Source organism: Acinetobacter zhairuonensis (assembly GCF_022601715.1).
Classification (GTDB): domain Bacteria; phylum Pseudomonadota; class Gammaproteobacteria; order Pseudomonadales; family Moraxellaceae; genus Acinetobacter.
This window is the reverse complement of the sequence record NZ_JAKVIM010000019.1, coordinates 1-16,376: the sequence shown is the minus strand read 5'-3', so window position 1 is coordinate 16,376 and position 16,376 is coordinate 1. Positions and strand designations below refer to the sequence as shown.

12 protein-coding genes and 3 pseudogenes are annotated in these 16,376 nt (G+C 36.3%); 3 read left to right on the top strand and 12 right to left on the bottom strand.

What is annotated here, in order from left to right:
- Window positions 1-600: 600 nt before the first annotated feature.
- A complete protein-coding gene (locus MKI85_RS13925) occupies window positions 601-1,551 on the bottom strand; it encodes a LysR family transcriptional regulator (protein ID WP_241628464.1) in 951 nt (316 codons plus the stop codon).
- A 124-nt stretch (window positions 1,552-1,675) separates the two neighbouring features.
- Between MKI85_RS13925 and MKI85_RS13920 the strand changes: the two genes are divergently transcribed.
- The 3 genes from MKI85_RS13920 (at window position 1,676) to MKI85_RS13910 (ending at window position 4,513) form a co-directional block, all read left to right on the top strand.
- Complete coding sequence (locus MKI85_RS13920; protein ID WP_241628462.1) at window positions 1,676-2,275, top strand: HD domain-containing protein; 600 nt, start codon at window positions 1,676-1,678, stop codon at window positions 2,273-2,275.
- A 19-nt stretch (window positions 2,276-2,294) separates the two neighbouring features.
- The gene (locus MKI85_RS13915) at window positions 2,295-3,059 is read left to right on the top strand and encodes a class II aldolase/adducin family protein (RefSeq protein WP_241628459.1); all 765 of its coding nucleotides are present in this window, start codon (window positions 2,295-2,297) and stop codon (window positions 3,057-3,059) included.
- Between the two features lie 137 nt (window positions 3,060-3,196).
- Window positions 3,197-4,513, top strand: a complete 1,317-nt coding sequence (locus tag MKI85_RS13910) for an MFS transporter (protein WP_241628457.1) — start codon at window positions 3,197-3,199, stop codon at window positions 4,511-4,513.
- A gap of 14 nt (window positions 4,514-4,527) precedes the next feature.
- Here MKI85_RS13910 and MKI85_RS13905 read toward each other — a convergent pair.
- From MKI85_RS13905 to MKI85_RS13855, 11 genes and pseudogenes are all read right to left on the bottom strand, one after another.
- Window positions 4,528-5,211, bottom strand: a pseudogene (locus tag MKI85_RS13905) (IS5 family transposase); the annotation flags it as partial.
- Between the two features lie 121 nt (window positions 5,212-5,332).
- On the bottom strand, window positions 5,333-5,788 hold the full coding sequence (locus MKI85_RS13900; RefSeq protein WP_241628455.1) for a hypothetical protein: 456 nt from the start codon (window positions 5,786-5,788) through the stop codon (window positions 5,333-5,335).
- Window positions 5,789-6,061: 273 nt separating this feature from the next.
- Window positions 6,062-6,574: a hypothetical protein gene (locus tag MKI85_RS13895; protein ID WP_241628453.1), complete on the bottom strand. Its 513-nt coding sequence runs from the start codon at window positions 6,572-6,574 to the stop codon at window positions 6,062-6,064.
- 150 nt (window positions 6,575-6,724) lie between these two features.
- On the bottom strand, window positions 6,725-7,150 hold the full coding sequence (locus MKI85_RS13890; RefSeq protein ID WP_413351776.1) for a tlde1 domain-containing protein: 426 nt from the start codon (window positions 7,148-7,150) through the stop codon (window positions 6,725-6,727).
- A gap of 51 nt (window positions 7,151-7,201) precedes the next feature.
- Window positions 7,202-7,360: pseudogene (locus MKI85_RS16980) on the bottom strand (RHS repeat-associated core domain-containing protein); the annotation flags it as partial.
- Window positions 7,353-7,604 (bottom strand): hypothetical protein, encoded by a 252-nt coding sequence (locus tag MKI85_RS13885; protein ID WP_241628450.1) that lies wholly within the window; start codon window positions 7,602-7,604, stop codon window positions 7,353-7,355. The gene MKI85_RS13885 and the pseudogene MKI85_RS16980, both read right to left, overlap by 8 nt.
- A gap of 100 nt (window positions 7,605-7,704) precedes the next feature.
- A pseudogene (locus MKI85_RS13880) lies at window positions 7,705-8,160 on the bottom strand (hypothetical protein).
- A gap of 701 nt (window positions 8,161-8,861) precedes the next feature.
- A complete protein-coding gene (locus MKI85_RS13870) occupies window positions 8,862-9,314 on the bottom strand; it encodes a hypothetical protein (protein ID WP_241628448.1) in 453 nt (150 codons plus the stop codon).
- A gap of 640 nt (window positions 9,315-9,954) precedes the next feature.
- Window positions 9,955-10,401: a hypothetical protein gene (locus tag MKI85_RS13865; RefSeq protein WP_241628446.1), complete on the bottom strand. Its 447-nt coding sequence runs from the start codon at window positions 10,399-10,401 to the stop codon at window positions 9,955-9,957.
- 1 nt (window position 10,402) lies between these two features.
- On the bottom strand, window positions 10,403-15,409 hold the full coding sequence (locus MKI85_RS13860) for an RHS repeat-associated core domain-containing protein (protein WP_241628444.1): 5,007 nt from the start codon (window positions 15,407-15,409) through the stop codon (window positions 10,403-10,405).
- A 70-nt stretch (window positions 15,410-15,479) separates the two neighbouring features.
- Window positions 15,480-16,376: DUF2345 domain-containing protein (locus MKI85_RS13855; RefSeq protein ID WP_241628443.1), on the bottom strand; the 897-nt coding region annotated here is incomplete at its 5' end.

Below are 16,376 nucleotides of genomic sequence, written 5' to 3'. Positions count from 1 at the left end.
TTTCCTCTCCAGTTTTAACGGTTTTTCTAGTTAAGCAATTCAAATCTATGTTCTTTTATATGTTTTAGTTTAATGATCAAACTAAAATTTCAATATCATCAATATCATCAATATACAAGTAAAGTATTTCTTTGACCAGTTAAAATTCAACCAGAAAATTACGAGTGATATCTTTTTCTTGAACATGTATGAAGAATGAAAGCCATTAAAAAATATAATAATATCAATTATTTACAAGTTAAACTCATTGTTTTAATTAAATAATTATCGTTATCTTTATAAAAAGTTATCTTTCATTCTAATCCGCCATCCCTACTCGCAACCCACGCACTCTACTACATATTTAACACTTAACTTCTACATAAAATTAAGCTTGAGATTCTTACGCAGAACTTGTGTGCAACACACTGCAAAAATCAACCAAGCTCAAACAAAGCATAGCCGTATTCCAGCAACTCCAAAGCTGTTTACTTTTATCTCCTAGTGTCGATTGGTTGATTCATCCCCTCTCGCAATCATAATGTGGTTTTCAAAATAGATTTAAATTAAGTCGGCAAAATCAACTCTCTAAAAGTAGATCACTGACACACCTAATCAACCTCACTGTGAATCAGCGTGCAACAAAATCAAATCAACTAAGCGCTGGGCGGGTGGCGACAGTGAACGATCAGCCAGCTGAACAATTCCACACTCAATATTCATTGCTGTCTCAGGTATCTGAGGTTGTAGAAGCGGCATAAGATTCACCAACTCATTCTTACTATCTACCCATGATTTCCAAGTCAAAAGGATGTTGTCACTATGCAACGTCAGGTCATGGAGTAATTGTAAATTATCGCACGTCAATGCAATCGGCAGCGCCTGATTCGGCTTCATGCCTAAGATTGAACGTAGACGTGGCGAGAGCGATTTATCTAACGCGACAGCAGACCAAGGATAAGCTGGAATTTGTGTGGGTGACGGTGGCGTATTTTGCAGTAATAACGGATGGTCAGCTCTACAGTACATCGAAACAGGTTCAGATGGGAGCCAAGTAATTTCAAAGCGTTCATCCTCTTGCAAATCACCCGGAAAGGCAACAAAGAACTCAATTCTTTCCTGCTCTAGGTGGGATTGCAAGTTTGGGGTTTGACTCGCTTCGATATGTAATTTTAACTGCGGACACTGTTGTTTTAGTTCTATCAACGCTTGGCGCAGTGGTCCATCCGTCGCAAGTAAGCTGACACCAAAGTTTAACTCACCACGTTCAGCATTGGATAAGTAATAGATATCATCGGCTAAATCTCGCGCTCGCCCCAGCAAAGTAAGGGCTCTGGCAATTAAATATCGACCCGCTGGCGTTGGGCGTACAGAGCGAGTATCCCGATCAAATATTCGTATACCAAATTCAGTTTCAAGTGCTTGGATACTTCGACTAAATGCAGTTTGCGACAGATTTGCGCGTTCGGCAGCCCTTGAAAAGTTCAGTTCCTCTGCAAGTAACTCTAAATGGCGCAATTGTTTTAAGTTGATTGATGCTTTCAATGCATAAGTTTCCTGTAAATAATGCATTAGACATGAATTTATGAGCCTGATAGCGTGTTGTCAACAGGCTGAACTGATAAGGCTATTACAGAGATATGTTCTTATCGCACTGCAAGTTTAAAAACAAAACGACTTAGTAAGGAAACTAATCATGAACAAACACGCTAGCTTTACTCGTATGGATCAAAGTGTCCAAGAAGATTGGGATATTATTGGTGCCGAATTCCGTCCTTTCAGCAAAGAGCTGCCTGACCGCATTATGGCGCATCTCCGACTATTAGATGGTGATTATGCAGGCTTCCCGATTGATCGACTCAGCCATTGCTTACAAACCGCAACTTTAGCTTATCGCGATGGTCGTGATGAAGAATATGTGGTGTGCGCGTTACTGCATGACATTGGGGATACTTTGGGTTCTTTCAACCATCCTGAAGTCGCTGCTGCAATTCTGAAGCCTTTTGTCAGTGAAGCGAATCATTGGATGATTCAAAATCATGGCGTTTTTCAGGGCAATAACTTTTTCCATTTTATCGGTATGGATCGAAATATGCGCGATATGTTCGCAGAGCATGAGCACTATGAGCGTACGCGTGAATTTGTAGATTTATACGATAATCCAGCGTTTGACCCTAAGGGTGAAATCCTTCCACTTGAGTTTTTCGAGCCAATGCTGCGCAACGTTTTTTCTAAGCCTAAGAACTCTTTATATAAAGCTGCGTTAGAGCATATGGCAGCGCAGTCTACAGAGTAAGTACGGGTTGGAGAAAGACATGCAAATTGAATCTTTGAAAGGTAAAGTGAGTGAAGTCGAGTGGAACCTACGGGTAGAGCTCGCTGCAATCTATCGACTCGCTGCTTTATATGGCTGGACGGACTTGGTCTTTACCCATATCAGTGTGCGTTTACCTACCGCATTGGGAGAACCAGAGCAGTTCTTACTGAATCCCTATGGCATGTTATTTGAAGAAATTACCGCTTCCAGTTTGGTTAGAGTCGATGCTGAATGCAACAAATTAAGTGACTCACCTTTCCCAGTCACACCAGCGGGTTTCACAATTCATAGTGCGATTCATGCCGTCCGCGAAGATGCCCATTGTATCTTGCATACGCATACCCGTAGTGGTGTGGGCGTTAGCGCGCAAAAATGCGGCGTTCTACCCATTAGCCAGCAGTCCATTTTTGTTCTTGATTCATTGGCTTACCACGATTATGAGGGAGTTGCGATTCGTGAAGATGAAAAGCAACGCTTACAAGCCAACTTAGGCAATGCAGATTATCTGATGCTGCGTAATCATGGTCTACTTGTCGTCGGGCGTAGTGTGGCTGATGCTTTTTTAAAAATGTATACCTTCGAAAATACCTGTCGCATTCAGATTGATGCTCAGGCTGGGGGTGAATTGATTGAGGTTGGCTCAACAATACGCCAAGGGCTTGAGCAAGTCTTTAAAGCTGCGACTAGCGGTATGGGTTCTGACATAGCTTGGCCAGCATTGCTGCGTAAACTAGATCGCTTAGATCCAAGTTATAAAACCTGATTTCAAATGATGACACCAGAGTAAGTGTCTGACATAGCTTGAAGTTGAGAAACATCAAGCTATGTCTATCTACATGGAAAGAGTTACTGCGTTAGGAATATTGAACTCCTATCAGTAATACTCAAGAGAATTATAAAATGAATGAAATCGTTACCACGAAGTCTATCGATGAATCACCAACCTCTGAAATATTATCCGCAGAGATTGATCAAATTGTACGTAAAGTTGCATGGCGACTGATCCCTATTCTATTTTTAGCGTATTTGATTAACTTCATCGATCGCGTCAATATTTCTTTTGCCAAGCTACAGATGAGCCAAGCGCTTGGGCTAAATGATGTTGCATATGGCATTGGTGCTGGCATGTTTTTCATTGGTTACTTCTTCTTTGAAGTTCCAAGTAACATGATTCTTGAACGCATTGGCGCACGGCGTTGGGTTCCCATGATCATGGTTGCTTGGGGCGGTGCAACATTAAGTTTAGCCTTGGTCACCACGCCAATCGAATTTTACATAATTCGATTTTTTATTGGCTTTGCTGAAGCTGGCTTTTTTCCAGGCGTCGTACTCTTTATGACTTACTGGTTCCCCGCCTCTCATCGTGGGCGAATTATGGCGCTATTTATGGCTGGACTGGCTGTTTCTGGGGTGATTGGAGGTCCTGTTTGTGGAGCCATCATTGAATATCTGGATGGTTATGCAGGTCTAGCGGGTTGGCAATGGTTAATGATTACCACAGGATTACCCTGTTTTATCATTGCAGCGGGCATTTATTTTTTACTGACCGATAGACCTGAACAGGCGAATTGGCTGAGTCCACGAGAGAAACAGGTTCTTACAGACAGTTTAGGTCATCAAGATCGGCCTAAAGCCTCAATCAAAGCCGCCTTGTTAAACTTCTGGACGTGGAGCAGTGCTTGGATCTATTTCTTAATTGTCTGTGGTGGCTATGGTATATCGTTTTGGATGCCAACCCTATTCAGTCAAGCAGGAATAGAGTCAAATGCCAAAATTGGCTTATTGGTCGCTGTACCCAATTTACTTGGTGTGATTGCCATGCTCTTGATCTGCCGTCATTCGGATAAAACGCAAGAGCGTCGCTGGCATTTAACAGCTTGCTTTACATTAATTGCTATTGGGTATCTAGTCATTGTGAGTCAGTTACATAGCGTAGTTGGCTTACTGATTGGCTTTAGTATTGCCCACATCGGGATCTTAGCTGGAGCACCATTAAGCTGGACCATCCCTACTCGAATGCTCACCCCAGTAGCGGCAGCGGTAGGCATTGGAGTCATTGCATCGGTAGGCAATCTAGGCGGCTTTTTTGCCCCAGTTTTGATTGGTAAGTTTAGTGCGTTAACAGGGAGCTTCGGTATTGGCTTTTTGGTTATCGGAGCATTGCAGTTGATCGGGGCTTTGTGGACCGCTTTAACAGTACGAATTCCACATCACTAGGGTCTGTTGACATTTCATAATGGTAACCAAATAAATATACAAGCTAAAGCAACTGAATTTTCGTAGTTCTGCTTTAGCTTGTCATAGCGTGTTGCAATTCCTCTAAATTGCTTGATTCTTGCAAATGTATTCTCAACTAAGTGCCTGATTTTATATAAGTGCCAATCCATATAATGATTGTTCGAAAGTGTGTTGGATTTATTTGGAATATTTGCTTTTGTGGATGTTCTTTCTATCTGCTCTCTCAAAGCTTTCGAGTCATATCCCTTATCAGCGCTAAGAATATCGGTATCTGTTAAGTCTATTTTATCAACCAATGCAGGAGCAACTTTCACATCATGAGTTGTGCCATCATGAATAAGAAATTGAATTGGGTTCCCATTTGAATCTACGGCTAAATGGATTTTAGTACTGTTTCCACCGATGCTTCTTGAAATAGCTTGATCCTTGAGTCCTGTAGCATGTTGATGTGCTCTGATATGGCTAGCATCAATAAATACCCACTCTAGATCAGCATGTTTTGACAATAACTTAAATATTTTTAATAGCTTATTATCTTTAGACCATCGGGCGAACCGCTTAAAGATCGTATTGGATTTACCAAAGGATTCAGGTAAATCTCTCCAAGGACAGCCAGTTCTAATTCTATAGAGAATTGCTTCAATAAAACTTCTGAGATTATATTTGAGATAAATACTCGTACAAGAATAAAGACACATAGTAAAAATTAAAAAATAATTTATTTTTAACAAACTCACCATTTTTTTTAATCACAAAAATAAACTAAAAATAGATACATAAACAACTAAAATCTATAAATTAATTGAATTTTTCATTTTTACAATATGCAGTACCTTCTTTAATATATTTCAAACTTACCCCCCACTTATCAAGACTACTTGATTTAATATAAAGCTTTTGCCCAAACTTATCGTAATAATATAATTTTCTTGGATATAGAATAGTCATTTGATTATATTTATCATAACAAAATACATATTGATCTTCTGATGTATAAACCAACTTCCATTTCTTCTCTATTTCCCCCTTAACTTTCTCAAATTCACCTAACGATAAATCTTGCTTTGAAACAAAAACATTATAATAACTAACAAAGTCTCTTTTCATCCCTTCCTTTAAATTGTAATTATAGTTTTTAAAAATTCGTTCAACTTCCTTTTTTACATCAACTTCATTACTACCATCTTTATCTTTATTTATTCCTGCGCAAGCTTGCATAAAAATAATAGTTAATAAGATAATTACCTTATTCATAATATTCCTCCATTAAACAAAATCATTTCCGAGTTTGATTAAAAAAATCAAACAGACTGAAATTATCAGACTTTTCACCATAGGAGAAATCAATTCCATTAGAACCTGCCCCAACACATCCTTCAATAGCAAAAGTACCACTTGAGGTTAAAGTTGCTTCATTTGATGGAATTGTAATTCCAGCTTTAATTATTTTACAAGTTGATCCACTTACAGCCAGCCCCACTAAGAAATCGTCTATTTGTTAAGCTAATGGTCTAGCTGTATTGTCATTTATAATATGACCTGCCATTTAACTCTATTTAAAAACAACTTCAAAAAACTACTTATTTTCAACAATCGCATTAACACATTTTTTTTAGCCTCAAAATAGGAATTTAAAAAATATTTTTTAGAATAATTATAATAATTTTCTGAAACTATTCTTTTTGTATACTCCAACGCCCAAAGCTCACTAGCGAGAGAAACCATCATAGTACAATATCTATATGGATTATCTATTTCCATTGAACCATACTTTTCTTTACTTACTTCCAAAAGAATCTTATATTTAAGGCTATGATCTGCCACATCACTAATATTATTTAAGTTTATTTTTGACTCCTCATTTTTTAGCTTCTCCAAATAATCATTTAGTTTTTCGAAACTATCCAAATCTTTAACTTGATAGTTAAAATCCATATAACGTTCTTTATTAATTATAATATTATTTAAATTTTCTTGATATTTTCTTCTACTTTCTATAGATTCAGGCTCATTAATGTAATGATATTCCTCATCACTCACCACCCGTTCCAAGCTACTTTTTTTAAATAAATAAATAACACAACTATTGCAACCAAAAAAAATATATTCAAAGACTTAACCATAAACCACCACCCAAACAATCAAAAATAAGAAAATAAAAAAATAAAAAAATAAAAAAATAAAAATTAATCATCTCACCTCTAATATGCCATATAACTTCATTTTTTTATTTCGATAATACCATTTATCCACATATTCAACTGTTCCTAATTTTGTTTTTCTAAGAATATTATCTACTTTATTCCAATCAGCTTCACCTTGTTCTGTAGTACTATTTATTGTTACACATCCCCAACTTACTGAACCTGGATGTAAGCGAAAGCCAGATCGTACTTTTCCATATTGATCAGTATGAGAGTCATCAATTTTATCATCAATTGCTAATAACCCATACCAACCTTGTCCTGGTTTAGGGTTTGGGTGCTCTGTTATATAATATTTACCAGGTGGAATAGGTTTTTCTGAGTTATTACCATAAGGAATAATAGCGCCAGAACTAGAATCAATATGCCCTCCAGTAAAACCTTTAACGACTATTTTCTCCTTTGAATCAATATCAGTGAAGACAATATTCCCCGACTTTGTGTTAAATCCAGCCCCAACTTGAAGCCCTTTTGCATCAATCCACTGGTTAGGATTATTAACATATTTACTAGTATTAATCCCTCCGAACAACCCGATAGGATCTTTACTTACATACCTTGCACTATACGGCTCATAATAACGATAACGGTTATAATGCAGTCCTGTTTCATTCTCATAATAAGGAATAGTTTTCAAAACTCTCCATCTCAACCCACCCATCTGATTTTAACTTATTTTCTATCTTACTCATTTCTATCTTTGATAGTTTTTTCTTATCAATTAAAATTATTCCAGCATTATTTCCAGGGTGCCTAATAGATGATTCAAAAGCAGGATCATAATATTCAAAATATTTAGATATGATATCTTCAAAACTCATCATTTCAAATTTCTCGCGTTCGCTTGCACAAGATAAAATAGACAAAACAAAAACCAAAAAAAAGATTTATTTCAAAAAATTCTCTCATCCAAGCAATCATCATATAGAAAATAAGTAAAATATATTTTTAAAATACTAAAAACATTTAATCCAAATTAATTACTGGAATTTCGTCTTTAATACAATGCTTAACCCCTGCTTCGCTATATGACAATCCAATTGACCATTCATTTATGTTTTCATATTTTATTTCATCACCATCATAACCATAGTGTTTTAGATTTATTGGATACAACACTCCCATATATATTTTTTATCCCAACAATATTCAAGAAAACTATCATGACTTAATATTAGCACCCAAACATCATCTTGAATTTTTTTTGTATACTTTCAAAATCACCAAATGACATTTTTGATTTTTTACCTCTGCTGTTGCATACTTATTAAAAGGTTTATCAATCCAAACTTTCTCTTTTGGGCTGTACTCTCCAAAGTAATTATAAATTACCACATTAAAATATTGATCTTTCTGTTTTTTATCAGCACGTGAACAAGCCATCAACCAAACTGTTAAAAATAACATTAAAATAAATTTCACAAACTTTCTCTTAATATTTAATCGGCGCTTGTAGAAGTGAAATACTAATCGAAGCACCAGTATCTATATCTCAGCCAAAATTTATTTCTATAGTATTATAGATACTGATATTATCTCCAAGAAAATACTAAAAACACGCCTAAAACAGCACCTCAGAACTTATTCAAATTATCTTTTTAAATTAATCCAACTTTATTACGGATATTTCATCTTTTCTACATTGATTCACTCCACTTTCTCCATAAGACAACCCTACTAACCAGTCATTAATATCTGTATATTTAACTTCACGCCCTTCAGAGTTGTAATGATGCGGTCGTATTGGATAAAGTATACCTATATGTATTTTCTTACCCAAACAATACTCATAGTAACTATCTTGATCAGAAATAAGTTTCCAACCATAAACTTCCAACTTCCAACTTCTTACGAATATTAGAAAAATCATTTAAAGAAAGATTTGATTTTTTTATTTTAGTAATTGAATATTTACTTTCTGGCTTATCAACCCAAATTTTCTCATTTGGTTGATATTTCCCAAAGTATTGATTAATGACATGTGTAAAATACTTACCTTGTTAAGTTTCTTCAACGCTAGTGCAAGAACAAAGATATAGTATAAAAAATAAAAAACTAGCTTTATTCAATACTTTTTTCATTTACTAAATAACCTAAAAACAAAAGAGTCAACATACCCATCTCTATTTATAATTATGACATATATATGAGGTTGTATTATTAGCTTTATAAAATATTACATGCCAATCATCATTTAATTGCATTGCAACAGAACCTTCGGCCAATTCTTTATTACCCACAACAACTCGCGGTGCAATAATTTCAAGTTGACTCTTATTCCTACAAAATATATAACTTTCATTATATTTTTGATAATATTCCCACCCCATTTCTTTTAATTGTTTATCTTTCTTGTTTAAGAAATTATTGATATGAAATTCATCTGCTTTAATTTTATACGAAACCGTATTCGAGCTATAAGATGAGTAACCTTTTAGATCGCCAGCTTTACCATCAAAAAGGACACTAGCCTCATTTACAAAGTCCTGATTTACTTTATCTATATAGGGTTTTCGTTCTACTTCCCTATCACATCCGATTAATAAAAACGAGAGGATTATAACAATTTTTTTCATACAGTATTACTCTCCTGTCTACCTGAATATTTACAAAAAAATAGTTAAAAAGAATGCAAAATACGATTTTCTCTGAGTAAAATTTAAAAAATAAGCTAAAATTATTTTTTAAGCTTACACCCACAATTCGTACAATTTTTAGTATAAATACTAAACCCAAGATTAGATAAACCACCTTCTTTTTTAAAAAAACTTTTATTACAATTTGGGCAAATATTTTCATCAAAAATTAATATTTTTAATATATACATACTATATATAGCCACAATAAAAAAACCTAGGAACACTAAAACATTGAGATCAAACTCACTACCAATCACAGTAAAAAATGCAAGTATTATTATAGAAAAAAACTGGTACGAACAACTTTTTTGGCTACACCTCTTAGTCTTTCATTAACATATCCATTCATTATTTTTTACCCAGTATTAATTAATTTAATAAACGTATAGCAAAGAGTTGTACCTCCTACAAAACACATAAACACTTCACAAACTTCCTTTAAAGAAATAACACCACATCCAATTAAAAAATAAAATTACATACGATATAAAAGTTCAACTCCCAATTTAATAAAAAATTTATTTTACTACACTCATATCATCTGGTTTTCTTGGGGTGGCAAAATAAACTAGCAAAATTATCTCTCACAACTATTCACACCATTTTTGTTATAGTACAACCCTATATTCCAAGAGTTTATATCCTCATAAGTAATTTCCTCACCTTTCTTGTTTCTCTCAATCAAATCATTAGGATACAAAATCCCAATAAGCTGATAATTACCAAGACAATACAAGGTATAGTTTTCCGAATTTTCCATTTCAACCCACCCATCTGATTTTATTTTATTTTTTATCTCATCCATTCCTTTATTTGATAATTTTTTCTTATCAATTAAAATTGTTCCAGCATAATTTCCAGGGCGTCTAATAGATGACTCAAAAATAGGATCATAAGATTCAAAATACTTAGATATGATATCTTCAAAATTAATCATTTCACTTTTTTGTTCAGTTTCATTCACATGCGTACATGCAAATGAAAAAAAACAAACAAATAATATAATAACATTCTTAATATTCATATTAATTACCCAACCTTTCTTTTGCCTTATCATATTCTTTATTAATATTAACTGATTTCTGGTTTATAGAAATACCACCATCCCAACCAACAGTTTGTGAATTTAATCCAATTTCAATTGCCTTTGGTGTCGTAATATCAAACCAATCTTCATTTACCGGATTAGATACTCCAACCCTTACATTTCGAAGAGTCACACCTGCTCCACCAGCCAAACCATCTAAGAATGAATCTGTAGCATCTGCCACAGATAAACCTTTAGTTTTATTAAAAATATAACCTAAGCTACAATTCCCACCTAGTGAGTCTGATAGTTTTTTTATACTTACTGAATTATTATTTACACCTGTATATTTTTTATTCTCTACAAAAGGCGCTGAATCCAACCCTTTTCCTATATATGACTGACCATTATATAAGTTTATCGTAACTGCGCCCGTTAAAGTTGTAGCAGATCCAGAACAAACTAAGTAATCAGGCCTTCTGCAGGCTCCCGCTGTTTGACATAATAGTACTGTAAAAGATATAGTGGAACTAGCTCTTTTATATGCACTTTTCCCTATTGATATTGCATCATCATATAGAATTTCAGCTCCACCTTTTACATAAGGGTATAAATATTTAGCTCCTGTTTTTATATTAGTACCCACTATCTGAGCACCATTTAAAATTTCATCACTCGTTTTCTTGATTTTCCCCCCTATTAATACAGCACCACTAGCAGCTGAAGTCATATTTTTCACTGCCAAATCAAATGGTTTATTTAATAGCTCTCTTTCACTTTTTGTAATCCATTCATTACTCTTATAATTTTCTTTTTCACTCAACCCAAAAACATCTATATTTTTCAAAGGATTCATAACATATGCAAAAATATTAATTCCACCTTCCAGTCCTATCGGATCCTTACTTACATACCTTGCACTATACGGTTCATAATAACGATAACGGTTATAATGCAACCCTGTTTCATTATCGTAATACTGACCTTGGAATCTCAGATTGCTCTGTTCAAATGGATTGTCCTTATTTACCACTTGAATCTCGAGTGCAGTCCCCCATGTATCTTGCGTGATTTCCCAGACACATTCACCTGTAGCATTACTCAGTGTTTGCGGTGTTCCCACCTGATCACAATGATAAAAAACAGTTTGCTCTAAAGCCACGCGGTTTTTACGTGTATCTGTGTTCCAGACTGGATCTTTATAAATAGAATAAGGCTTGTTGAGGTATTCGCTATAATCAGGTGTTTCAATTAGTTCAATAAAACCTTGATAACCTGCCTGCATTAACGGCACAAAGCTATCAGGCTCATAGACATAATGTTTGGTATAGCTCTTTTGGGGATTGTCCGTATTTTGACTTGATTCCCAAATCATCAAATCACCATCCCAACCAAATAAGGTGAAGTCTTGGCTTGATGATTTCTTATATAAACGACGTCCAAAGACATCATAACCATACTGAGTCACTTGCCCATTCAAGTTACTTTGGATCAAACGGTTATGATTGTCCCACGTCAGTTTTAAAGTTTTACCATTTTGCGTGGTTTCAATCACATTGCCTTGTACATCATATTGATAATGCTTGCCTTGATACTGTTTGATTAAATTATTTTTGGCATGTGTTGTCTGATTCATTGGATCAACCAGATTCCCCGCTGGATCAAACTTAAAACTTTCGTTTTTATGCTGACTCTGCGTTGAAATCAAACGTCCAATCGGATCATATTGATAATTAACCTGTCCTAAACGACTGTCTTCAACTTGGGTGAGCAAATAGTTTTTATCATATTGATAATGTCTATGCGCTTGATACCGGAGCCGATCTGAGGTTTCTTGCTCAGGTCCAATCTGTTGAGAAATCAGTAACCCGACATCATTATAATGCTTAGTTTGTACCAAACCATTTGCCAAGAAGCGTACCGTTTCACGATGCAAATCATCACGTTGGAAAGAAACAACATCCTGCTGGTTAAACGCAATTCCGTAGATATGTCCTGAACCATAGCTCAGATTCGTCTGTTGCTGCCCATCTGGGCGAATGGTTTTAACCAGATTACCCAGTTCATCATATTCATAACGTAGTACAGCCGTTAGATTCAACATTTTATAATGCTGGTGTTCACGCACCAATTGCCCAAGCTGATTACGATATAATTGAACCTGACTTTCTGCATTACTGGCTGAGCTGAGTTGTTGATTTAAATTATATTCAAATTGCTCTGTCTGACTTTGATGAGTATGCAGGTTAGTATACTTTTTAGATGCAATCAGCCCATCATCATAATAGCTAAATTCAGTCAAAATATTGGGTTGGCGAATCTGGAACAATAGACCATTTTCACTATAACTATAGTGCTTTTCTTCACCATCAAATGCTTGTTCACGAACTAACTGACCCAACTTGTTATAGCCAAACAAGTATTCAGCCTGATTCTGGTTCATAAGCTTTTGAAGACGTCCTTGTTTATCCCATTGATAGCTCACACGGTGCTGATTGGCATCAATGCGCTGTTCTAGTAAGCCGACAGTATTGTATTGATATTGAGTGGTTAAGCCGTTGGTGTCCGTGTGTTTAAGCAAACGTCCTTCTTGATCATGCTCAAATAGCTCTTTTAATCCATCTGGATAAATAATCGCTTGAAGCTGACCTTTATCTTTGCCTTGCATACTATACAGATATTGAACTTTCTGCTCATTTGCCGCTTGCTGGGCACTTAAGTCACCTTCTTCATCATATTCCCATATACTGCTTTTGCCCGAACAATCGGTATAAGACAGCATTTGTCCTTGATCATTATACTGGATTTTCTTGATACCTCCTTTGGCATCAATCACTTCCACAACTTGATTATTGTTATTGTATTTATATTGGGTAACATGACCTAAAGGATTAATCTCTTTACTGACGTTGCCTTGTGCATCATATTCACGTTTCCAGATATTGCCTTCTGGATCTTTAGTCTCGGTTAAATTGCCTTGTTCATCATAAGCAAAACGAATCACCCCACCATTCGGCTGTACAATTTTCGCCAGTTGGCCCTGATCATTATATTCTTGTTGAGTTTCTCGACCTTCAAAATCAATTTGTCGGGTAATGCGTTTTTCACCATCACGAGAATACCAAGACTCTCGGCCATCGGCTAAACGAGTCCGATAGGTAAAACCATCCAGATCGAAATAATAATAGGTTGGTACATCATAAGCATCGTAAACCGCAACTTGGCGTAAACGTGGATGCCACTTCAGTTTGGTATGGAAACTGCGGTCATCTGCCCACTCTTCAATGGCTTTGGCATTTGGCAATATTGATTCATAGCGAATGTTTTGCCCGCGTCCTGTACGATCGGTATAGCGTGTTAACTGGTGCGCCTGATTATATTCGTATTGACGTGCATGTCCATTTTGATCGAAAGCTGTGATCAGGTTGCCTTGTGCATCATATTGATAACGTGCCCAAGGCTCAACTTGATCATCCACAAATACAGCAATAATCTTAACTTGCTCATTAAAGGCAAATTTTAGTTGATGCTGAACCTGTTCAAACTGGAAATCAATGGCTTGAAGATAAGCAACACCATCTGCCAAAAGGTAACTTAGGCTAATTTTTTCATTGGTGTTTTTGTTGAATTGTTGAATTAAATGATAGGGCTGACCAAGACTAAATTGATGAAAATGGAAACTCCAGTCACCACCAAAATTTAATAGCAAATCACCATTTTCAATTGGATGAACCGTTATTCCTTCATAAGGAACAGTATATGTCTGCTGCAAAATCGTAGGCGGTAATGTATGTTTACGCCCTTTCGCATCAATAAAGATATAACCTTGTTGCTTTGGTAGAATTACATTGGAAAATGGCATCATCCAACGAGCACCAATCATGCCTCGATCAAACTCACCCATTTGTGAGTTATATTGACGACTAAATACAAAACCAATTTTCGGTAAATAGAAATCAGCATGCTGAACCCGCTCTGCACCAATTGAATAACTGATACTCTGACCCGTCTCTGAACCTCTACCTTCACAAGGTGGTGCATTCAACGCATCCGCCTGTAAGCTCACAAACTCTAAGGTATCCCCTTTGGTATGGCGCTCATATTCTCCAGTCTGATTGATGGGCACGCTAGCATTGCCTTTATTTTCGCTGGCCTGAATCGCAGTTAAAGTTTGTTGTAATAACCAGGCCAAGCTGTATTTTTGCCCTGCATTGGCTTGCTGCTGTAAAGTCTGGCTTAATGTGGCAATTGCTTGGGTTGCTTTTTGCTGTAATCGTGTTTGAATATTTGGCTGAAGCTTAGATGTTAAGTCCGCCTGACTCGGCTGAGCAATTAAATCAATAAGTGGTGCAGCCCAATTACTAAATTTTAGTGTCGGATCTCTTTTCTCTGCTGTCGCACCTGCTGATATTGCAGTCATACTTGTGCTTATTGGTGTAGCAGGTACTGACAAGCTTTTAAGTATGCTACTTCCTAGAACTGTTGCTTGCGATAATAAAGCCGTTAATTTGGCTTGTGTTTCTTGCAAGAATTTCTCTAAATCACCTGCGACCATCGCATTCAGATGCAGCCCCAAACGTTTAATATCAGCGTCTTTAATTTTTCCGTTTTCAGGATATAAACATTGCGACATTAGACCAAACATCGGACGTAATGCCATCCGCGCATGTGCTTCATTGCTTGGCTCTGCAAATAGACCTATTAAATTTGCAGCGAGCAATGCACCCTGTTGTACCGCAGCATCCTCTGTCTTGCTGTCGGTCGCGTATAAAATTAAATCCAGCACACTGCCTGTTAAAGCAAAAATATTGGCTACCGTTGCAGTATTCGCACTACCTTGTAATTGTTCTAAACTGGTATTCCCACATACCTGTAAATAAAGCTGGATTTGCTTGGCAATCACTTGCAGGTCAGTCACCGTGTTTACGCTATCTAAATTAAAAACAGCAAGTTCAACCTTTGACGCTTTTTGATCTGTTGCTTGTTGTGTTTTTTCCGTAGCCATCAATCTCAAACCCTTAATTTATTTCAATACATCTATTTTTTAAATTGCTGCGCGTGAATTAAAATCTGTTCTAACCATTGTTCTGACTATGAAAACGATCAACGATACCTTGTTGAAGAATCGAATCCATTTGGGTGGCCTCCGCCAATTTTGTAGCCGCCTGATCTTTTACAAAACCCACACCTTGTGCTTTGATCATGTCAACCGACTGGCTCGGATTCATGGCGAGTTGTGCCAAGCTTTTCATTTGATCTGGAGAAATATTAAGGTTCAGCTGCTTTGAAACAGCACTTAAAGCGGTAGTACTGACTTGATCTTTAATTTGCCCAACTGTCTGCTCAGCTAGATCATTTAAGGTATTTTTCCCTATGTTTTTAAGATTATTTTTATCCATCGAAAATAAACTGCTGGTCAGTTGTTGTTTCATGTTCTGTCCTAATGCACTACTTAATGACGCTGCAACTTTTTCTACAGGCTCAGCCCACATATAATCACGTTTAAAGTCACTACTTAGTGCCCATGCACTGGTCTCATCTTTCTCAAAAATAACTTTAGCTGCACCTGGGGCAATGCCTGTCACTTGGGCAAAACCATTTGCATCCAGCTTACCTGTAAGCTGCTTACCTAGTGAATCAATGACCTTATAGCTATTCTGTTTAAAGAAGTTATCACCACCATAACTTCTCAATAACTCTAATGTACCTTTAAGCGATTTCGGTTGTGGCAACTGTGGTGTATTGCTATCGGCATTCGTCCCTGATGTAAACACATGCTGCCCCGCCTTCACTTCAAACTTGCCACTGGTGGTTGGAAAAATACCCGAACCATCAATTTTAAGTTGCGAACCACCTGCGGTAATCACAATCTCTTTCGGACTGGTTATTTCAATACGGTCTTCTGTAGAAACAATCTGAATGTTTTGTTTGGCTAAAATACCCAAAGCATCGCCCTGAGCCTGCATTTCAAA

Excerpts from the sequence above, each read along its gene's own strand:
- MKI85_RS13910 (WP_241628457.1), top strand. The coding sequence starts at position 3,197 with ATGAATGAAATCGTTACCACGAAGTCTATCGATGAATCACCAACCTCT.
- MKI85_RS13900 (WP_241628455.1), bottom strand. The coding sequence starts at position 5,788 with ATGAATAAGGTAATTATCTTATTAACTATTATTTTTATGCAAGCTTGC.
- MKI85_RS13870 (WP_241628448.1), bottom strand. The coding sequence starts at position 9,314 with ATGAAAAAAATTGTTATAATCCTCTCGTTTTTATTAATCGGATGTGAT.
- MKI85_RS13920 (WP_241628462.1), top strand. The coding sequence starts at position 1,676 with ATGAACAAACACGCTAGCTTTACTCGTATGGATCAAAGTGTCCAAGAA.
- MKI85_RS13860 (WP_241628444.1), bottom strand. The coding sequence starts at position 15,409 with ATGGCTACGGAAAAAACACAACAAGCAACAGATCAAAAAGCGTCAAAG.
- MKI85_RS13925 (WP_241628464.1), bottom strand. The coding sequence starts at position 1,551 with ATGCATTATTTACAGGAAACTTATGCATTGAAAGCATCAATCAACTTA.
- MKI85_RS13865 (WP_241628446.1), bottom strand. The coding sequence starts at position 10,401 with ATGAATATTAAGAATGTTATTATATTATTTGTTTGTTTTTTTTCATTT.
- MKI85_RS13915 (WP_241628459.1), top strand. The coding sequence starts at position 2,295 with ATGCAAATTGAATCTTTGAAAGGTAAAGTGAGTGAAGTCGAGTGGAAC.